This window comes from Aquimarina sp. EL_43 (assembly GCF_943422735.1).
In the GTDB taxonomy this organism is placed as follows: Bacteria; Bacteroidota; Bacteroidia; order Flavobacteriales; family Flavobacteriaceae; genus Aquimarina; species Aquimarina megaterium.
Window position 1 is genome coordinate 5,364,956 of the sequence record NZ_CALSBR010000001.1, and the last position, 19,176, is coordinate 5,384,131.

The 19,176-nt window shown below is 33.1% G+C and carries 20 protein-coding genes and 1 riboswitch; of the genes, 9 read left to right on the forward strand and 11 right to left on the reverse strand.

The features are described 5' to 3' along the window. Nucleotides 1–181: 181 nt before the first annotated feature. The 5 genes from NNL09_RS22955 to NNL09_RS22975 all read right to left on the reverse strand — a co-directional run bounded on the left by NNL09_RS22955 (nt 182) and on the right by NNL09_RS22975 (nt 4,686). On the reverse strand, nt 182–853 hold the full coding sequence (locus NNL09_RS22955) for a response regulator (protein WP_025664289.1): 672 nt from the start codon (nt 851–853) through the stop codon (nt 182–184). Nucleotides 854–943: 90 nt separating this feature from the next. Beyond that, on the reverse strand, nt 944–3,019 hold the full coding sequence (locus NNL09_RS22960) for a sensor histidine kinase (RefSeq protein ID WP_196911816.1): 2,076 nt from the start codon (nt 3,017–3,019) through the stop codon (nt 944–946). 126 nt (nt 3,020–3,145) lie between these two features. Beyond that, nucleotides 3,146–3,322 carry a hypothetical protein gene (locus tag NNL09_RS22965; protein ID WP_196911815.1) on the reverse strand — a complete coding sequence of 59 codons (177 nt, stop codon included), beginning with the start codon at nt 3,320–3,322 and terminating at the stop codon, nt 3,146–3,148. Between the two features lie 58 nt (nt 3,323–3,380). After that, nucleotides 3,381–3,542 carry a hypothetical protein gene (locus NNL09_RS22970; protein WP_196911814.1) on the reverse strand — a complete coding sequence of 54 codons (162 nt, stop codon included), beginning with the start codon at nt 3,540–3,542 and terminating at the stop codon, nt 3,381–3,383. Nucleotides 3,543–3,948: 406 nt separating this feature from the next. Then, nucleotides 3,949–4,686, reverse strand: a complete 738-nt coding sequence (locus NNL09_RS22975) for a LytTR family DNA-binding domain-containing protein (protein ID WP_025664287.1) — start codon at nt 4,684–4,686, stop codon at nt 3,949–3,951. Between the two features lie 677 nt (nt 4,687–5,363). Here NNL09_RS22975 and NNL09_RS22980 point away from each other — a divergent pair. Next, nucleotides 5,364–6,041, forward strand: coding sequence for an NAD-dependent deacylase (locus NNL09_RS22980; RefSeq protein WP_025664286.1), 678 nt, complete (start codon nt 5,364–5,366; stop codon nt 6,039–6,041). 315 nt (nt 6,042–6,356) lie between these two features. Here NNL09_RS22980 and NNL09_RS22985 read toward each other — a convergent pair whose 3' ends face one another. Continuing rightward, a complete protein-coding gene (locus tag NNL09_RS22985; protein ID WP_196911813.1) occupies nt 6,357–6,881 on the reverse strand; it encodes a heme-binding domain-containing protein in 525 nt (174 codons plus the stop codon). Nucleotides 6,882–7,344: 463 nt separating this feature from the next. Here NNL09_RS22985 and NNL09_RS22990 point away from each other — a divergent pair, with 463 nt between their 5' ends. Then, nucleotides 7,345–7,899 carry an adenylosuccinate lyase gene (locus NNL09_RS22990; RefSeq protein WP_196911812.1) on the forward strand — a complete coding sequence of 185 codons (555 nt, stop codon included), beginning with the start codon at nt 7,345–7,347 and terminating at the stop codon, nt 7,897–7,899. A gap of 141 nt (nt 7,900–8,040) precedes the next feature. Next, the gene (gene purB / locus NNL09_RS22995) at nt 8,041–9,384 is read left to right on the forward strand and encodes an adenylosuccinate lyase (protein ID WP_196911811.1); all 1,344 of its coding nucleotides are present in this window, start codon (nt 8,041–8,043) and stop codon (nt 9,382–9,384) included. Nucleotides 9,385–9,456: 72 nt separating this feature from the next. Here the strand turns inward: purB and NNL09_RS23000 are convergent, their stop codons facing one another. From NNL09_RS23000 to NNL09_RS23015, 4 genes are all read right to left on the reverse strand, one after another. Next, nucleotides 9,457–10,002 (reverse strand): DUF4252 domain-containing protein, encoded by a 546-nt coding sequence (locus NNL09_RS23000; protein WP_025664282.1) that lies wholly within the window; start codon nt 10,000–10,002, stop codon nt 9,457–9,459. 128 nt (nt 10,003–10,130) lie between these two features. Next, complete coding sequence (locus NNL09_RS23005; RefSeq protein WP_196911810.1) at nt 10,131–10,670, reverse strand: DUF4252 domain-containing protein; 540 nt, start codon at nt 10,668–10,670, stop codon at nt 10,131–10,133. Between the two features lie 71 nt (nt 10,671–10,741). Further along, complete coding sequence (locus NNL09_RS23010) at nt 10,742–11,182, reverse strand: hypothetical protein (RefSeq protein WP_025664280.1); 441 nt, start codon at nt 11,180–11,182, stop codon at nt 10,742–10,744. Beyond that, the gene (locus NNL09_RS23015; protein ID WP_025664279.1) at nt 11,169–11,678 is read right to left on the reverse strand and encodes an RNA polymerase sigma factor; all 510 of its coding nucleotides are present in this window, start codon (nt 11,676–11,678) and stop codon (nt 11,169–11,171) included. The genes NNL09_RS23010 and NNL09_RS23015 overlap by 14 nt, the downstream gene beginning before the upstream one ends. A 228-nt stretch (nt 11,679–11,906) precedes the next feature. Between NNL09_RS23015 and NNL09_RS23020 the strand changes: the two genes are divergently transcribed. Next, a complete protein-coding gene (locus NNL09_RS23020) occupies nt 11,907–13,331 on the forward strand; it encodes a S41 family peptidase (RefSeq protein WP_196911809.1) in 1,425 nt (474 codons plus the stop codon). Nucleotides 13,332–13,430: 99 nt separating this feature from the next. On the opposite strand, the gene NNL09_RS23025 is transcribed toward NNL09_RS23020, so the two are convergent. Then, on the reverse strand, nt 13,431–15,374 hold the full coding sequence (locus NNL09_RS23025) for a TonB-dependent siderophore receptor (RefSeq protein ID WP_196911808.1): 1,944 nt from the start codon (nt 15,372–15,374) through the stop codon (nt 13,431–13,433). 77 nt (nt 15,375–15,451) lie between these two features. Further along, a riboswitch (cobalamin riboswitch) is annotated at nt 15,452–15,753 on the reverse strand. 81 nt (nt 15,754–15,834) lie between these two features. On the opposite strand from NNL09_RS23025, the gene NNL09_RS23030 reads away from it, so the two are divergent. From NNL09_RS23030 to cobC, 5 genes are read left to right on the forward strand one after another with little or no spacing between them, the layout of a single operon-like run. Further along, nucleotides 15,835–16,347: a bifunctional adenosylcobinamide kinase/adenosylcobinamide-phosphate guanylyltransferase gene (locus tag NNL09_RS23030; protein WP_196911807.1), complete on the forward strand. Its 513-nt coding sequence runs from the start codon at nt 15,835–15,837 to the stop codon at nt 16,345–16,347. A 12-nt stretch (nt 16,348–16,359) separates the two neighbouring features. Further along, nucleotides 16,360–17,397 (forward strand): nicotinate-nucleotide--dimethylbenzimidazole phosphoribosyltransferase, encoded by a 1,038-nt coding sequence (cobT, locus tag NNL09_RS23035; protein WP_196911806.1) that lies wholly within the window; start codon nt 16,360–16,362, stop codon nt 17,395–17,397. A 37-nt stretch (nt 17,398–17,434) separates the two neighbouring features. Continuing rightward, nucleotides 17,435–17,812, forward strand: coding sequence for a hypothetical protein (locus NNL09_RS23040; protein ID WP_196911805.1), 378 nt, complete (start codon nt 17,435–17,437; stop codon nt 17,810–17,812). Continuing rightward, on the forward strand, nt 17,809–18,573 hold the full coding sequence (locus tag NNL09_RS23045; protein ID WP_196911804.1) for an adenosylcobinamide-GDP ribazoletransferase: 765 nt from the start codon (nt 17,809–17,811) through the stop codon (nt 18,571–18,573). Before NNL09_RS23040 ends, NNL09_RS23045 begins: the two co-directional genes overlap by 4 nt. Then, a complete protein-coding gene (cobC, locus tag NNL09_RS23050) occupies nt 18,555–19,073 on the forward strand; it encodes an alpha-ribazole phosphatase (RefSeq protein ID WP_196911803.1) in 519 nt (172 codons plus the stop codon). Before NNL09_RS23045 ends, cobC begins: the two co-directional genes overlap by 19 nt. The last annotated feature ends 103 nt before the right edge of the window (nt 19,074–19,176 follow it).

Here is a 19,176-nt window from a genome sequence, read left to right on the forward strand (position 1 = left end):
CAAATACGAATAATCCTTAATAATCAAAAAAGGTCTCGATACTATTTTTCTTCGTTATACTACGAAAAATCACTCGACCTGACCCAGAAACTATCTATAGTATTAAATACCTTATAAAAAAGAAAGGCTTAATTCTAAGTAAAAACAAAGAATTAAGCCTCTCCTGTATCGTATTTTTTCTCTATATAAATCCTCTTTTTCTAGCTTCTTCTAATAACATTTGATCATCTGCTTTGGCAATAGAAAACATTTCTTTGATCTGGTTCTTTCTTTTCTCGATTGCACTTAATGATAAACTTACATAATTAGGTAAATTCTTGGTCTTAACACCACGAGATAAATGATATAAGATCTTTAGGTTTTTCTCATCTAAAGAAAATTTATTCGTCATCATTTTTCTAAAATGATCATTTACCGTAGCACTATAATACGCTTTACCTTTTAAGATATTATTAAATGCTAATAATAATTCGCTAGAAGTAAGATCACTCTTGATTAAGAATCCTGCCGGATTAATATTCTTAAGGATATTATGTATTCTATGATCTTCTCTATGCATGGTTAAGATAATGATCTTTGATTTTGGCAACAGTTCTTTTGCATGCTTTGCCAAATCCTCACCAGAGGTAATCGATCCATCTGAAGAAGGAGGTAATTTAATATCTACAAAAAGCATATCATAAGGAACCGTCTCTGAAGATTTTACGATACTGGCATATGCATCATCACAATTAGAGGCGATGTCAATCTTAATTTGATATTCTTTTTGATTTTCTCCTAATAAGGTATTTTTATACCCTTCGATAATCATAGGATGATCATCAATCATAAGAACTTTTAGCTTTTTCTTCATCTTAAAATTTGTTGTTTTTTAGGTTTTAAAATTTTCACCTCCTGCTATTTAAACTTAATAATATGTAAAATAGTATGAGCATAGATTATATTAGTACACTTCTTCAACTTTGGCTTCTATAGGTACATGTACCGATACTTTGGTACCAGAGCCTTCGTTGCTTAGAAATTGAACTTCTCCATTCATCTGACTAACTCTTGATGTAATGTTTTTTAAACCAATTCCTTTTTTAACCTTATTTGCTTTAAATCCTATTCCATCATCTAAAATAGTAAGATTTATGGTACTATCCACATAATCGAAATTAATTTTTATATGATCTGCATGGGCATGTTTAAAGATATTCTGCATCGACTCTTGTAAAATCCTAAAAAAGTTTACCTTTTTCTGGTCGTCTATACCCTCCCAATCGATATCCTCGTCATTATTAAACTCAAACTCTATTTTATGCACTTCGCACAGGTCCTTGATTAGGTTTTCTACGGCATCGATATAAGCCACATCAGACGGTAAAGTCTCTGCACCCAGATCATGAGAGATTAATCGTATCTCTTTTTCTATCGCTTTAAGCTCATCTATATATTTGTTCCTGGCTTCTGTAAAGCCATCGTTGGCACGCTGGTTAATCCCATCGAGACTTAGTCGTACCCCAAACAGTCTACCCAGTACACCATCATGCAACTCCTCAGACATACGTTGCTGCTCCATCTGTCTACCTTCTTCTAGTTTGATCTGTTGATTAAGCAGTAATCGATAAATCTCCTCGTTAGATTCTTGCTGGGTTTGGGCAAATAGTAGTTCTTTATTACTCTGTTGTTGTCTAAAGATAATATACCCCAATAAAAATAATGCCGTTAAACCCAAGATCGCAATGATCAAAATTTGATTTTCTCTACTAATTTGTTGATTCTCTTGTACAATTTCATCGGTCTCAAAACGAATACGAGCAAATTTATCTCTAAACAAACGTTCTTCTCTAATTAAACTATCATTTAAGGCTATATATTTATTAGCATATCCAAGCCCTTCTTTACTATCCGAAACATCTGATAAAATTTGATATGCATGTAGCAATTCTTCATTTTTTTGTAATTCTAAAGATAGGTCTCGTGATTGCTCTGCGTACGTACGAGCAATACTATCATTACCAACAGATTGATAATACTCTGCAAGATGCAAGGTATTAGTCGCAATACCATTTTGATCATCAATACTATCTCGTATTTTTAAGGCTTTATAAAACAGATCAGGGATATTGGCTGTATCTTTAGATAAAAAATTAACATAGGCCAAATTATCTAACAATAAAGAACGATGTTTAGGGTCCTTATTTAAAAATTCTTTATAGGATAAGGCTTTATGATAATATTCTTTTGCTTTATCATATTTTTGTTGTGATTTATATACGGTACCTATATTATTGTAAGACACTAAAGTTTGATAAACCTCTTTCTTTGTTCCTTTAGCATATTCTATTACTTTTAAATGATAATCAACTGCCTCATCATATCGTTCCAGATATTTTGCCACAATACCTAAATTAGAATAGCATAGATTAAAATACATATCACTTTTAGACAATTCAAATTTTTCTATGGCCTTTATTGTTACAGATTCACTTTCGCTATAATCTTTTGTTTTTCTCAATATTAATGCTAAATCGAGTAACACAGAACCGTGATCAAAAGCATAATCTTCTGGAGCATACTTTTGACCATTCAAGGATGAATAGATTTTATCGGCTTCATGAAAATTCTTAAGTGCTAAATCCAATTCAGATTTCGATTTTCTATAATAAATTCCTAAATATGCATACGATTTTGCGATATTTAATGAATCATTAATTGAATTAGATAGTTTTAAGGCTTTTTCATTCATTTCCTTATAATTATCATAATCTTTAAGTGCAAAATACACAAAGGATATTTCATGAATTTTTTCTACTTTATATGAATTATCAATTAAGGTAGAATAAATTCCATATGCTTTTTCTAAACTATTTTTTCTTTCTTCCTCAGAATTCTTCTTGTTTTTAGCTTCTTCGATATATGACTGTATCAAATTAGATTTTAATTCTTTACTTTCTATATTTTGATCAGGATTATTACACCCTACAATAGTCAAAAGAAAAAAAATAATCGACAATTTGAAGAAAACTCTATACATTTAATAATAAATTTATTTCTAAAATAGTTAATTTGAATACAACAAAAAAGTAAAACAGAAAAAGAGTCCTAACAAAATTAGAACTCCCACTTTTATAATTTTAAATTAAATAGAAAATTTAATTTTTTAATTACTTCCTGTATTTCCTGGGTCTGCTCCTGGTATTACTTCATCTACTTCTCCGTCCTCTCCTATAAAGTCAACATCTTCAATACCCATCTCATCGTTTACAGTATCTGCCTCACAAGCCATAAACATCGTAGTTAAAAATAATATAGCGAATAGTGTTTTTATAGTTTTCATAGTATTGTTAGTTTTAGTTTTCTAATAATTTATTAAATGATCAAAAATATTGAATGTATTAATCTTGACCTCCAGGTTGCACTTCATCTACATCTCCATCTTCAGAGCCAATAGTATCATTTACTTCAATTCCAACTTCATCATTTACAGCATTTGCTTCACAAGCGATAAACATAGTACTTAAGAATAGTATAGCGAATATAGTTTTTACAGTTTTCATAATGTTAGTTTTTTTAGTTTGAATTTACTTTTCAAAAGACCTATTGGTCTTTAACGGGGTATGTTTATTTTTATTTAATTATTGGTTGTCGTTGCGCATACGACTTTTATTTTTTAGAGTACTCTTTTATATACATTTTTTATGATGTGTATCTCTAATTGTACACTACAAATGTAGGTCGATATCCCCCTCGCGCCTAATATATTAAGGTGTGTTTAGTAACTGGCACCCTATGAGATGTACATGAACCGATTATACGGGTAAATGAACATATTTTTAAATTCACACTTTTTTGTAGGAAACCCTGTACTAAGGGTTTTGTAATACTATTACTGGCTTTATCCCATAAAAAAACCGATAAATCCTACAATTTATCGGTTGCTATATATAGTAAACTATATCTGTTTTATATATAGATTAAACTTTTCTTTGCCAGAGAGTCTTTAATTTCTTCTACATTGTTTTTATACGACTTAGAGAAGGGGATTAAATCATCTGTATTTTTGATGGCGCATTTTGCTTTTCCGAAATGTATTCTCGATACATAATCGGTATTAATAATATAACTGTTATGTATACGCACAAAATGATCGGGCAACAGGTTCTGAAAATGTTTTAAGGTCTTAAAAGCCTCTACCTTAGTACCGTTACTCATTATAAAATCTGTAGTATTGTTATCTGCTTTTAGGTATAATATCTCATCTACATCTACAAATCGATAGTCCCCATAGGATTTAAAACACAGGGTATTATCCCCGCTTTGTCCAAAGTCTTTTTCGAACCTCATTAGAGTTCTGTTTATCTGCCCTTTGCTAAAGGGTTTAAGGATATAATCCATGATTCTGTTACGTATGCCTTCTATAGCATAATCCGATGTTTTGGTGATTACAATAAACTCTGGTAACCGCGACATATATTTAGAAAGCTCGGTCATTAAAGAATACTTTGTCGTTACGGTATCTATTCCTGGCACTTCTGGCTCTAAAAAAACAAGTCTGGGTCTTCTCTCTAAAATTAAATCCAATGCATCCTGCTCGTCTTTTGCTATTCCCGTGCAGATATAATCTGGCTGCTCTTCTAAAGAGATTTGGATAGAATCTGCAATTTTCTGATCATTATCAATGATTACATAAGGATATTTCATAGGGTATGAGTTAAAAAATTTGTGTCGGTTAATATATGCTGAATTATTCTACTTACAAGATAGGGTATTTACACTTTTTTTGTATACGGTAAAACCGTAATAAAATTACGGAAACCCTTTGGTGTCAAGGGGTTACATAATGTTCTTTATCGACATATAAACGCTTTTTATCGGATAAAATTGTAAATAAACTAAATGAAGTAATTTAACAATACACTTATGGTTTTGTTAAAAAAAGCCAAAAACTACGTTTAGTAGTCAAAAAATTGCGATAAAACACCTTTGATTTATCCTTTTTTTGAGAATACATCATCTAAATCTGTCTATTTTTAACTTCTGCTTATGATTTTAACACAAGTTTTTAAGATATAAAAAGGCATTAATTATACATAAAACTCTTGTTTTTTTTCTATTATTGTGATGTCAAACTGAGCCCTTTGATAAACTCAGGACAGGCCTGTCGAAGTTTTTATGTTATTCATAATCAATCGGTCTTCGACAGGCTCTGTAGAACTATCGAGAATAACTTTTTTGATTTAAAATTCTATTCTCGATACACTTCTTCGGCCTGTACTGAGCTATGCCGAAGTATCGAAGCACTCGAATTGACGAATTTCAAGTTAAAAAATCTCAAATGCACAACGGGGTTACAATAAAATCACATATTATATTAATCTATGCAAAACATAGTTGTACTTACAGGAGCAGGAATTAGCGCAGAGAGCGGGATCAATACGTTTAGAGATGCCAATGGTTTATGGGAAGGGCATGATGTTATGGAGGTAGCTTCTCCGCAAGGATGGAGAAACAATCCAGAATTGGTCCTCGATTTTTATAATAAAAGACGTAGCCAATTACATACAGTAACTCCTAACAAAGCGCATCTGGATCTGGTCACTTTGGAAGAGAAATTTAACGTTTCTATCATTACTCAAAATGTAGATGACCTGCATGAAAGAGCAGGAAGCAGTAATGTAATACATCTACATGGCGAATTGCTAAAAGTACGAAGTCAGTTCGATGAGCAATTGGTACTCGACTGGAAACACGACCTGGTTCTCGGGGATCATTGTGAGCATAATTCGCAACTACGACCTCATATTGTATGGTTTGGCGAAGCAGTGCCTATGATGGATCTGGCCATAAAAATTACAGAACGGGCAGATATTCTTATGATTATCGGTACATCGATGCAGGTATACCCCGCTGCCGGGCTGCTACAATATGCCAAATACCAAACTCCTGTTTACTTTATCGATCCTAATCCGGCAATTTCTCCTACAGAACATCTTACCATACTATCTGAAAAAGCAACTACAGGAGTGGCAAAAGTGGTGAATGAGTTGTTAGGGTGATTTAATAAAAGGTATTGTATATATTGAAATAAGCAGACCTCACAGGTTTTAAAAACCTGCGAGGTCTTGTTTTATGAAGTTTAGTTTTTATGCTTCAAGCTATACTAGATTTTCTAATGTATAATTCGAGTAATATCGTTAAGTTAAACTGTTATGTTGTTAGTCATAGCCCTTCGATAAACTCAGGATAAACTTGTCGAAGACCTATAAAGCCACTGTTTTTAATTGCATTTCGGCAGGCCTGTCCTGAGTTTATCGAAGGGCTTAGTGTGACATAGAGATAGTATCCTTAACTTAAGGTATCGATAATTCGGGTTAAATACTATCTACAACAGTAGAATCTGATACTTTTACTGGCAACGAATCTGTTACTTTCTCCTGTGGATCTTCTTTACCTTTGGTTATTGCATCACGGGTTTCTTTTGCCCAATTGATTAGTTTTTCTGCATCATTAGCTGGTAATTTACCATGCATCCAGGTATAGGATTCTAAAGGCATTTCTTTCTTCTCTATCATTTCTATAAACTCTTCTAGCTTATGATCCTTTTGCTTATCGGTATACGACTCCCAGTCAGAGACATTAAAATGCTCTTTTCCTTCTTTTATATGATAGGCCATCCAATGTGAAATGGGGCTAACCTCCATATACCAGGGGTATCGTGTAACATTACTATGACAATCATAACATTGATTCTGCAAAATTGTTTTAACCTCTGCAGGAACCATAGTAGCTGCTTCGAACGTAGCAATACTATCGTAGCTTGCCTCATTCTTCGTTGGTCTTAAAAACTGTGATATCAAAAAAACCAACACGAGTAGAAAAAGAATTCTTTTTATCATTTTATTATACTTTAAAAAGATACTTATCAAAAACAAGCACTTACCAGGGGTTTACTCCCAAATAAGGTGATAATTATCTGTTATAGAAGGTATAACGATTTTAACAAGTAATTATTATTATCTTAAACTTACCGAGAATGAATCATAACCATCTATCCTATACAGATTAAAGTTATAACATTAGACTATCTAACGTATAGAACGCAGACAACGTTTGGAATCTATATGTATATTTATTGAACTCATTTAAAACTTTTTGATTTTAAGTAAAAATTGTTGTTTTCAGTCCTATTTTTATCTTTTTTTCTTTCTGTAGCCCTGCTATGCTAATCAATCCTGAGTGCTCGGGACAACAGAACTAAAAACATTTAATTTTTACTTAAAACCAAAAAATCTAAATAAGTTCGTTTATTTTTGAAGTTGAAAAAACCTGTGCTTTTATTCTGAAGACATACCTTTATTTATGACATCGCTTGAAGACGTATTAAATACCGTAGATCATTCTCGAGAAAAAAGGAAGTATTTTGCTAATATGATCCTTGAGAATCCAGAATTGCTTCCTGATTTGCTAAATATCTGTGCCCGGGTAGATGATGAAATCTCGTGTAGAGCTTCCTGGGGCCTCGAATTTTTATGCAAGCACGATCTAACTGCTATTCTCCCCTATCTTGATGAGCTTATTGGTATTGTACCTAATGTATATCAGCACCCCGCTGTACGACCAATGGCAAAAATATTCGAATATCTAAGCATTGCCTATTACCAAAAAAAGAATCCTAAGGTTAGAACAGCCTTAACTACGCAACATCGCGAAAAAATAACAGAACTATGCTTCGACTGGATCATTACAAATCAAAAAGTAGCTCCAAAAGCATATTCTATGACATCATTATACCTATTGGGTACAGAATTCGATTGGGTACATCCCGAGCTAAAAATCACACTAGAAAATAATTACAATACCGGTAGCGCAGCTTATAAAGCACGTTCTCGAATGGTATTAAAAAAAATTGGGTAGTGTTTGTTGGTTGATAGTTGAAAAATATTTAAAAAAAACCAATACTCAATACTCAATACCCGAAACTTTTAAAATTCGTTGCTCGTACTTCGTAATTCGCAATTAATTAAATTATCTTTGCAGCTTCAAAAAAAGAAAATTATGTCATTATTCCCTTTGCAAGCAATCTCACCTATAGATGGGCGTTACGCATCAAAGACCAAATCTCTTAGTGCATTTTTTAGTGAAGAAGCCTTAATCAAATATCGTGTACTCGTAGAAATTGAATATTTTATCGCTTTATGTGAGCTACCATTACCACAATTACAAGGTATTGATACCTCGTTATTTGATAAGCTAAGGGAAATCTATACTAATTTTTCTAGCGAGGATGCCTCGGCAATAAAAGACATAGAAAAAGTAACAAATCATGATGTAAAAGCTGTAGAGTATTTTATCAAAGAGAAATTTGATGCTCTTGGGTTACAAGAATACAAGGAGTTTATCCATTTTGGATTAACCTCTCAGGATATTAATAATACTGCGGTACCATTAAGTATCAAAGAGGCTATTAGTAGTGTTTATATTCCAGAATACAATGCATTATTAACAAAGTTAAAATCTTTGGTAGAAGAATGGTCTGCTGTGCCTATGCTTGCACGTACTCATGGGCAACCTGCCTCTCCTACCCGATTAGGAAAAGAGTTTCAGGTATATGTTACCAGAATCGAAGCACAGTTTGATTTATTAAAGGATATACCAAGTGCTGCAAAATTTGGTGGTGCTACAGGAAATTACAACGCACATAAAGTAGCTTATCCTGATATCGATTGGAAAGCTTTCGGGACTCATTTTGTACAAGAAAAACTGGGGCTTCATCATTCTTTTCCTACCACTCAGATTGAGCACTATGATCATATGGCTGCGCTGTTTGATGGTTTAAAACGTATTAATACGATTATACTGGATCTGGATCGTGATGTATGGACTTATGTATCTATGGATTATTTTAAGCAAAAAATAAAAAAAGGAGAAGTTGGTTCTTCGGCTATGCCGCATAAAGTAAATCCTATTGATTTTGAAAATAGTGAAGGTAATCTGGGAATTGCAAATGCCATATTCGAACACCTTGCTGCAAAACTACCTGTAAGTCGATTACAACGTGACCTTACCGATAGTACGGTACTTAGAAATGTTGGTGTACCCTTTGGTCATACACTAATTGCTTTTCAGGCGACACTTAAAGGACTAAATAAGCTTTTATTGAATGAAGCCAAATTTGCAGAAGATCTTGAGAATAATTGGGCTGTTGTTGCAGAAGCTATACAGACTATACTAAGACGAGAAGGATATCCTAATCCTTATGAAGCCTTAAAAGGTCTTACACGCACCAACGAAAAGATAAATCAAAATTCTATTGCTGATTTTATTGAAACCCTAGATGTTTCTGAATCTATAAAATCAGAGTTAAAACAAATTACCCCTTCTAACTATACAGGGATATAAACAATAGATTTTAAACCATAAAAAAAGAGGCTGTTTTTCAACAGTCTCTTTTTTTTACATCATTGTTATTGATTAATCATCAATATCTATAGTCTGTGCTATTTCTTTAAATGCATTAAGGTTGATTTTACCTTTTTCTACAGATTTCATAAGCATAGCCATTTTTTCGGGTCTCATATTATCTCCCAATACACGTACTAATGCTAATCCTTTTTCATTATTCTTAGCAAAAACGATAACCTCATCAATATCATCTTCTTCTCCTTGATATTTAAGTACTGCTTTGGTTCCGTCTGATCCAAATCGCATTAAGGTTTCATACTTATCTGAATCTAATATCTTTTTTATCGCTGCACTCTCTTCTTCATATTTACCTTGATTACTCTCGGTAAGTTGCAAAGCCAAAAAGTTAACTTTTTTAATACTTTCTAAAGCTTCTCTTTCATCTCTATCAAGTTCTACTGTTTCCTTATCCAAAAGGCTAGTCGGTACATCGACTGCTATAAAATCAGCATCACCATGATGATCTACAAAATACTTTTGTAGTGAGGGTTCACTACTACAACTCATCATTAGTGATATACTTACAATACCTAAAATTTTATACACATTTTTCATTTCTCTAATTTTTTTCACCTGCCTAAGCTGGTGGGTTGGTTGATTATTTTTGATTGATGTTTTTAGACCAGATTTCTTCTAACCTCACGGTTAGAAGAAATCTGATTCTTTTTTATCCTAATACTTGATTAGTTTCCTTTCTTTTTTACGTGCTTTAATTCTTCCCCACCAGGTACATTAAGGTGATCTGCAATCTTAGAGACTTGTTTTAAATCAATATCTCCTGTTATCGTAAGTACTACAGTATTGGGCCCATCTCCATCTTCTTTTACGCCATCAAGAAACATAAACAATTCACTTACATGATCATCGTCTTTTCCTGGTTTAGAATAAAATTTTACATTTTTCCCATCACTTTTTACTCTCATTAATTCATCAAGAGAAGAACTTTTAAGATAGTTACTTACATCTGATCTCATCTTTTGTCCTACTGCTGCATTTTCTGTAGCAAAGACCTTGATGTTTTTTATGTTTTCTACAAGGTTCATATACTCTTGTACTTCGGCATCATTACTTTCTAATTTTATTTGGCTTAGTAGCTTAAACATTTTACTGGTTACTACTACAGAAGATACTCCTTTCATATCTTCATATTTATCAAAATTACTTTGTGCGATAGACACATATGGTAATATTGCAAAGGCTAAAATAATTGCTAACTTTTTCATAATATTTAAAATTTTAATCTCCTTACTACACCCTGTTTTATCAACAGTATTTTTCAGGTAGTTGTTTATTTTTATTTTGTTAATTTTTCGGTAGTGCTTTCAAACTCGTTCAGGTACACTAATTCCTGTTTGCCCTCATTCATTAATTGCGAAACCATATTGAGGATTTTTTTGGTTTCCTGTAAAGCTATTTCTGGATCTTCATAAGTTCCGAGAGTTTTGTCTGGGTTTGATGGTGTATTTGTTAAAAATATCCCTGCAATCAAAGCTATTGATGCTGCAATACCCATCCAGGCGTATCTGGATTTTCTACTACTGGTATTTAATTTTAGATCCTTGGTAGCCGTTATGGTACTCTCTTGAGAAAAATATTGAAATAGATCTTTGTATCTCTCTAAATGCGACGGCACAGTTTCTCTGGTAAAGTAAACCTTTAATTCTTTTTCTTCAGAAATGGTCGTTTCTCCTTCGAAATACTTCTCTAGTAATTTTTCTATGTTAGACAACTCCATAATTGTGTTTTTTTAATAATTCTTCTCTAATTTTTTTTCTTCCTCTTGATAATGCAACTCTAACTGCCGTTTCATTAAGTCCTAGCATATCAGCTATTTCTGCATTATTATATTGTTCTATATCTCTAAGTTGGATAATCATTCGTTGTTGTTCTGGCAAACTATCCATAATCTTACCTACCCAATCTAAGCTATCTCTAGCTTCTACTTGTCGTTGTAATGAAGGTCTCTCGTCCTTATAATTACTATGTACAATTTTTAGGTTTCCTGTTTCTTTAGCCTTAAGCTTATCATAACAATAATTCTTAGTCATTGTCATCGCAAAAGCTTCTACATTTTTATACTCAGCCATTTTACTTTTATTCTTCCATAGCTTCAGTAATACTTCTTGTGTAGCATCTTCTGCTTCTTCATTACTTACAAGCAAACGTTTAGCTAACCTAAAAAGCTTATCTTTAAATCCGTTTGTAAGCGTTATAAATGCTCCTTCTTTCATTTTGGTTGGTGGTTTTCATAAAACTTTGTCAGCTTTATATTAGGGAGACGACTATCTAAGTAATTTGTTACAATCTTTTTTAAAATTATAATAAAGTAGTTACATTTATCACTTTATAATAAGAAGTATAGGTCATTATGAAATAAGTATAACCTTCATTTTTATTCTTCACGGAATGATTATTGATGGATTTCATTTAGACAAATAAAAACAATAAATATAAAATAGATGAAGTACATAAAGTATTTTGCACTATTGCTTTTCATTGGTAACCTGCTTACTGCATGTTTTGATGATAACGATGATGTACCCCGTATTTCTGGTGCTACAGAAATAAATGATTTTATCTGGAAAGGATTAAACCTTTATTACTTATATAAAGCAGATGTTCCTGATTTGGCAAACAATCGTTTTCCTTCTAATCAGGAATACGCACAGTTTTTAGAAGGATTTTCTACTCCCGAAGCTATTTTTGAGGAATTAAAATCTAAACAAACTGTATTAGTAAACGGAGAGCAGGTAAAAGTTGATCAGTTTAGTTGGATTGTAGATGATTATGTTGCTTTAGAACAAGCTTTTGATGGGATTACAAGGAATAATGGTATGGAGTATGGTCTTGTACGTTATCCAAACGACCAATCTCTTGTGTTTGGATATGTACGTTATGTGCTACCAGGAACAGATGCCGAAGCCAAAGGAGTAAAGAGAGGAGATATTTTTAATACCGTTAATGGTACCCAAATGAATGATCAAAATTTCAGACAATTACTAGCTCCCGATAGTTATACTATAGGTCTCGCTACTTTTGATGGTACTAATGTTACTGCTACGGGAACTTCTGTTTCTCTTACCAAAGTTCAATATACCGAGAATCCTGTTTTTATATCAAAAACAATTGATGTAGGTGGTAGCCCTGTCGGGTATCTTATGTATAATTCTTTTACCGGGGATTTTGATGCCCAGCTTAATGCTGCTTTTGCAAAATTTGTATCTGATAATGTAAGTGATTTAATATTAGATCTAAGATATAACGGCGGTGGATCTGTTACGACTGCAATTGATTTATCGAGTATGATTACAGGGCAGTTTAATGGTCAGGTTTTTTCGACAGAAGAATGGAACTCTGATCGACAGGCACAATTTGGAAGTACCAATCTTTTTGATACTCAAATTAGAACAGGTGAGGCTATTAACAGCCTTAATTTGAGCAGAGTTTATATTTTAACAACCAGAAGCTCTGCTTCGGCTAGTGAACTGGTAATTAATGGGCTTGATCCGCATATAAATGTGATGCAGGTAGGAACTACTACAAGAGGAAAATTTCAAGCATCAATAACATTATATGATTCTGATAATTATGGAAGACAAGGAGCTAATACAGGACATACATATGCTATGCAACCTTTAGTTCTTAAATCGAGTAACTCTGTTGGCTTTACAGATTATCACGGTGGGTTTGCCCCAGAAATAGAAATCGAAGAAGATTACTCTAATCTTGGTGTCTTAGGTGATGAAAACGAGCCTCTTTTTAAAGCCGCAATAGATAATATTTTAGGTACGAAAAGTGCTAAAAATTATAATTTGCTACAACTAGAAAGTGTTGGAAATAGCAAAATGTTTTCTCCTGTTTATGAACGCATGTATCGGGATTAATACTCTTTCTGCTACAGAATAAAAAACTATAATCTCTAAAAAAAATAAAAACTCCTAAACTATTCGTTTAGGAGTTTTTTGATTAAACCCGGGAAGTATTTAGAATTCTAGAGTAATTCCTACTCTGGCATTTCTACCTTTGGTACTAAATCCTAAAATCTCCTGATAATCTTCATTGGTAATATTATGCATCGCTGCATAAACATTTAGATTTTTTAGTAATCGATGACTAATATAAAAATCTAAAATCCCATAACTATCGAGAGAAACTTGTGTTGGGGCAAAAGTAACCGGGTCTGTATTAGCAAAATCATTATCTATACGCTTAGTATTGTATTGATAGTTTAACGAAGTATATGTTTTTTCTCCTAGTTGATAACCTATACTGGCATTAATCATATGTTTAGGAATTCTAATATTATCATCTAATTTGTCAATATTAGTATATGTATAATTTCCTTTTACAGATAGTTTATCTTCTAACATCAATGTAGACACCTCTACTTCTACTCCATCTACCTTAATATCGTCTTGCGAATTAAAGTTCATAAAAGTAGTAGGATTAAATGTGATAAAATTTTCTGATTTACGATTAAAATACACTACACTCACTGTAGCTTTCTTCTTATGAGATAATTCTACTCCCCCTTCTATAGTTGTACTCTCTTCTGGTTTAAGATCTGGATTTCCGGTAAGGAATGCAGTATCGTACAATTGAAATAACGACGGCGTAATATATGCTGTACTATACGATGCTAATCCTTTGATATAATTATCTCCAAATGTATGTGTATATGATGGGTTTATATTGTAGACAACATGATTATCATAGGTACTATGAATATTATATCTCGCTCCCACATTTAGATTAAAACCAAAATCTGAAGCGTATACTACATTAATATATGGATCTATTATATCAAACTCTGCATCACTATCACTAATTGTTTCTTCTAGACTTGTTGTACCAAAAGGAATATTTAGTAAGCTAAATTTACTATACGAACCATTAGCTCCAATAACCGTATGTAGCGTATTGTTAAAGGTATATTTATTATATGCATCAAAAGTATGTACATTACCTTCATATTTTGAAGGAAAGCTAGACCTGGTAAGATCTCTTTCTAAAGAAGCAAAACTGTTTGTAAATGTAAAACTTCCCTTAGGATATTTGATCTCCCAAAAAGATCCTGCTCTTAATTGTTGACTTTCAAACCGGTTATCTCCATCGATTCCTGCAGCAGCATCGAAATCATTTTTATATTGATCTAAATTTCCAAAAAAATGAAACCTGAAGTTATCATTCCATCGATATCCTAACTTGGCATATACATTAAATTTAGAAAACGCATCACTTTCTGCTCCTTCGGCCTCTGCTGCCGATAATCCATCACTAAACTGGTTTCCTATACTTGCCAAATAGTTTACCTTTCCTAAGGTTCCGTTAATCGAAGCCAAGTTTACAAATTCATTAATATCATAATCCTGATCTTCCTGAGATTGATTCGTTCCTATACTAGATTGAAAACTAGCAGCGATTTTTTTCTTACTCTCAGATTTTGTAATAATATTAATTACTGCAGCCGCAGCTCCCGAACCATATAACGTACTCGATGCTCCTTTAAGAATTTCAATTTCCTGTATTTGATTAACAGATAATAATCGTAAATCAAAATCTCCAGAAGAAGTAGAAGGATCGCTAACCGTTACCCCATCTACTCTAATCACTACCTGGCGGTTACGCCCTCCTCGTACATAAACTCCAAGATTTTGTCCTGCTGCACTGCCATTACCATTAATAAATAAGCCAGTTGCTCTTGTAAGCACCGTAGCTACCGATTGTCCCTGGCTACGTTCTAGTTCCTTAGCAGTAATTTTAGTAATTACTTTACCACTTTGTTCTCGTTTTAAACTAAACTTAGAGTCAGAAATAACTACCTCGTCTAGTTCGTTAACCTCTTCATCTATTTGGATCTCCTGTCCAAATACAAAAGAAGATCCCAGCATTAAAAATGCGGTTCCAAAAAATACTTTTTTGTTCATTACTTAAACACTTAATTTTTACAATTACCGGAAAAAAGTATGTAGTTTACCCATACCCAAACCTTTGTCCCGAAAGTTTGATTACATCGAATAAAGGCAGGTCTCCTGGCTCGCGTCTTGTTGTTTACCTTCCCGATCGCCATAACGAGCAGTGGTTATAAAGAATTAACAACAAGCATCCTTTTTAATGTGGACACAGCATACAGTTGCGGGAACAGCTCAGGAATATTGATTAACGATGCTAGAGGTTAGAAATACGATTAAAAATTAAAAAATCGTTATTCATATCTCCATCTTCATTTTTCATTGTACCTGATTCCCTTTTAATCCTCAACTCCCATGATTAAGGAGTATCAGAACCAAAATTCTGCGCGAATGTATTATATTTTAACGAATTTCGGATTACTTTAACAAATAAATAATGTATTCGATTACCTTTGCTTTCTTTAAAACCAATTCAATGTTATATTACATTACAGGAGGAGAACGTTCTGGTAAAAGTGGATATGCACAACGTTTGGCATTACAATTATCTAATACTCCTTATTATCTAGCTACTTCACGCGTATGGGATGATGATCATCGCAAACGTATAGATAGGCATATTGCAGATCGCGACGAAAGTTGGACTTCTATAGAAGAAGAAAAAGAAATTTCTAAAGTTGTAAAAAAGGATAGCGTCGTTGTAATCGATTGCGTAACTTTGTGGCTTACCAACTACTATATGGATACAAAAAATGATGTCCAACTCTCTCTGGCGCAAGCAAAAGCAGAATTTGATAAATTATTAGATATAAATGCGACCATAATTATCATTTCTAATGAAATCGGAATGGGAGTTCATGCTACTACTAAAGTGGGTAGAAAATTTACCGAACTACAGGGTTGGATGAATCAGCATATAGCCAGTCATGCCGATAAAGCAATATTAATGATTTCTGGTATTCCTGTAGAAATCAAAGAATCTAATTAACCAAAAATACGCATGGAATTTATTATAAAACCTATCTTTAACAATAGCCTTGAGGCTACTCTTCAAAACAAAATTAATACTAAAACAAAACCTGTTGGAGCATTGGGGGTACTTGAAACAGTCGCCTTACAAATAGGTATGATCCAAAACACAGACCAACCGAGTTTAAACCAATCTACGATCCTCGTTTTTGCAGGTGATCACGGTATTGCCCAAAAAAGAGAAGTCAACCTTTACCCCCAGGAAGTGACTGCACAAATGGTTTATAACTTTATAAATGAAGGAGCGGCTATAAATGTTTTTTGTAAACAACACCAAATAGCTCTTAAAATAGTAGATGCTGGGGTTAATCACGATTTTGAAAATACTTCTGGCATTATTCATGCAAAAATTGATTATGGTACTCAAAATTATCAGGAAAAACCTGCTATGACCATAGCACAATGTAATGAAGCTATACAAAAAGGTGCTGATTTGGTTGCAGATACATTTAATAATGGTTGCAATACTATAGGTTTTGGCGAAATGGGAATCGGAAATACCTCTGCTGCTTCATTATTAATGTCATATTTCACAGAGATTCCGATAGCAGAATGCGTGGGTTCTGGAACAGGACTGGATACTTCAGCTATTAAAATCAAGCAAAAAATTTTATCTGAAGTTTACCAAACACACACACCTTCTTCTCCTCTTGATGCCTTAACAACTTTTGGTGGATTCGAAATTGCAATGATCACAGGTGCAATTTTAAAAGCAGCAGAACTCAAAATGACTATTATCATCGATGGGTTTATCGTTACTTCTGCTTTATTGGTTGCACATGCTATGCATCAAAATGTATTAGATTATTGCATATTTGCACATACATCTGAAGAGCAAGGACACCAAAAAATGTATGAGTTTTTAGATAAAAAACCATTGATCAACCTTGGTATGCGCTTAGGAGAAGGAACAGGAGCTGCTGTAGCATATCCTATTATAGAATCCGCAGTTGCTTTTCTTAATACTATGGCTAGTTTTGAAAGTGCTGGAGTTTCTGGTAATAATTAACTGCTCTAAAATACCTAAATTAAAAATATGAAAACATATGAAAAGAGGTGTGTTATCTGTTATTATCGCATGCATAGGTTTTTATTTCATGTATAAAATTAATCTATCGGGACATCATGCATTTTTAGGAATAGAAGAGAATACAGAAATTGCTCCTACAACACAAATTCTTAGCAAGCTATATAAAATTACTACTCTTTGTATAGGATTATTAAGTTTATATTTAGGAGTTATTTCTGCTCTTAAAAAAAATAAAATAGGGATTTTAGGTATCGTATTTTCAATTGTTCTCATTATTTTAGCATGCATACCATTTTCTAAATATCTGCAGAAAAATTCTGCTATTAACACCAATTTTCATGCTAAAAAAGTTACCATCCCTACAAAAATGATAGAAGAAACATACGATTTATGAAAAAGGAAATTCACATCTTTTTTACTGCATTGATGTTTTTTACCCGTATTCCTTGCCCAAAATGGGTAAGTCATGACCCAGAATATTTACATCTTAGCTCCAAGTACTTTCCTCTCGTGGGAATCATTGTCGGAAGTATTGGTGCTATTGTTTTTTATGGAGCTTCTTTTATTTTTTCGGTAGAAATTTCAGTGATTCTATCTATGTTTTCTACCATTTATGCTACAGGTGCATTTCATGAAGATGGATTTGCAGATGTATGTGATGGATTTGGTGGCGGGTGGACCAAAGATAAGATTCTTTTGATCATGAAAGACTCTCGTTTAGGCACTTATGGTACTATTGGGTTATTGTTAATGCTAAGCATAAAATTTGCAGCATTAAGAGAAATAGAAACGTATTACATCCCATTCTTATTAATTTCTGGACATGCCCTAAGCCGTTTTATTGCTACCACCTTAATCTTTACGCATCCTTATGTAAGAGATACAGAGAACAGTAAGGCCAAACCAGCAGCAAAAAGCATGAGTATACATTCATTATTAGTAAGTGGTATATTTGGTATTGCTCCTTTATTTTTCTTCAAAAATCCCATGATATTTCTTACCTTAATCCCAATGTACCTGTCAAAAATGTTCTTAGCAGCCAAATTCAAAAAATGGATTGATGGTCAAACAGGAGATTGTGCAGGTGCCGTACAACAACTGAGCGAAATTGTATTTTATCTTACGAGCGTAGCATTATGGAAATTTATCTGGTAAGACATACCACCCCAAATATCGAAAAAGGAATTTGCTACGGACAAAGTGATATAGGAATTACAAATACCTTTACTGCCGAAGTAGAAAAAATACATCAATCTATTCCTGTTCATGGAATTACTACTATATATAGCAGTCCATTACAGCGGTGTAAACTATTAGCTCAAACATTCAAAAAAGAAATCATCTACGATCATCGACTTAAAGAGCTAAATTTTGGAGATTGGGAGTTACAGCCTTGGGATGCTATACATAGTTCAGAAATAGATCCCTGGATGAACGATTTTGTAAATGTGCAAGTCCCAAATGGAGAGTCATATATCAAGCTACAAGAACGTATTTTGGATTTTTATACCTCCCTGGATCATATTTCTGAAGAAAAAATTGTGGTAATAACACATGCAGGACCTATGAGGGCATTGCTTGCTAAGCTACAACAAATAGAGCTTAAAGACTCTTTTAGTATCAAGATTGCATACGGAGAAGTATTTAACATCTAATCTGATAAAATTTTAGTAGAAAAAATAATCTACTCTTAATTTAATATGCTGTAACAGATTTTCTATTACGGCATACGGGTTTAAAATCATTTCGGGATTAAAC

Excerpts from the sequence above, each read along its gene's own strand:
- NNL09_RS23000 (WP_025664282.1), bottom strand. The coding sequence starts at position 10,002 with ATGAAAAATGTGTATAAAATTTTAGGTATTGTAAGTATATCACTAATG.
- purB (WP_196911811.1), top strand. The coding sequence starts at position 8,041 with ATGTCATTATTCCCTTTGCAAGCAATCTCACCTATAGATGGGCGTTAC.
- cobC (WP_196911803.1), top strand. The coding sequence starts at position 18,555 with ATGGAAATTTATCTGGTAAGACATACCACCCCAAATATCGAAAAAGGA.
- NNL09_RS22960 (WP_196911816.1), bottom strand. The coding sequence starts at position 3,019 with ATGTATAGAGTTTTCTTCAAATTGTCGATTATTTTTTTTCTTTTGACT.
- NNL09_RS23030 (WP_196911807.1), top strand. The coding sequence starts at position 15,835 with ATGTTATATTACATTACAGGAGGAGAACGTTCTGGTAAAAGTGGATAT.
- NNL09_RS23020 (WP_196911809.1), top strand. The coding sequence starts at position 11,907 with ATGAAGTACATAAAGTATTTTGCACTATTGCTTTTCATTGGTAACCTG.
- NNL09_RS22985 (WP_196911813.1), bottom strand. The coding sequence starts at position 6,881 with ATGATAAAAAGAATTCTTTTTCTACTCGTGTTGGTTTTTTTGATATCA.
- NNL09_RS23015 (WP_025664279.1), bottom strand. The coding sequence starts at position 11,678 with ATGAAAGAAGGAGCATTTATAACGCTTACAAACGGATTTAAAGATAAG.
- NNL09_RS23045 (WP_196911804.1), top strand. The coding sequence starts at position 17,809 with ATGAAAAAGGAAATTCACATCTTTTTTACTGCATTGATGTTTTTTACC.
- NNL09_RS22990 (WP_196911812.1), top strand. The coding sequence starts at position 7,345 with ATGACATCGCTTGAAGACGTATTAAATACCGTAGATCATTCTCGAGAA.
- NNL09_RS23040 (WP_196911805.1), top strand. The coding sequence starts at position 17,435 with ATGAAAAGAGGTGTGTTATCTGTTATTATCGCATGCATAGGTTTTTAT.
- NNL09_RS23025 (WP_196911808.1), bottom strand. The coding sequence starts at position 15,374 with ATGAACAAAAAAGTATTTTTTGGAACCGCATTTTTAATGCTGGGATCT.
- NNL09_RS22955 (WP_025664289.1), bottom strand. The coding sequence starts at position 853 with ATGAAGAAAAAGCTAAAAGTTCTTATGATTGATGATCATCCTATGATT.
- NNL09_RS22965 (WP_196911815.1), bottom strand. The coding sequence starts at position 3,322 with ATGAAAACTATAAAAACACTATTCGCTATATTATTTTTAACTACGATG.
- NNL09_RS22970 (WP_196911814.1), bottom strand. The coding sequence starts at position 3,542 with ATGAAAACTGTAAAAACTATATTCGCTATACTATTCTTAAGTACTATG.
- NNL09_RS22975 (WP_025664287.1), bottom strand. The coding sequence starts at position 4,686 with ATGAAATATCCTTATGTAATCATTGATAATGATCAGAAAATTGCAGAT.
- NNL09_RS22980 (WP_025664286.1), top strand. The coding sequence starts at position 5,364 with ATGCAAAACATAGTTGTACTTACAGGAGCAGGAATTAGCGCAGAGAGC.
- NNL09_RS23005 (WP_196911810.1), bottom strand. The coding sequence starts at position 10,670 with ATGAAAAAGTTAGCAATTATTTTAGCCTTTGCAATATTACCATATGTG.
- NNL09_RS23010 (WP_025664280.1), bottom strand. The coding sequence starts at position 11,182 with ATGGAGTTGTCTAACATAGAAAAATTACTAGAGAAGTATTTCGAAGGA.
- cobT (WP_196911806.1), top strand. The coding sequence starts at position 16,360 with ATGGAATTTATTATAAAACCTATCTTTAACAATAGCCTTGAGGCTACT.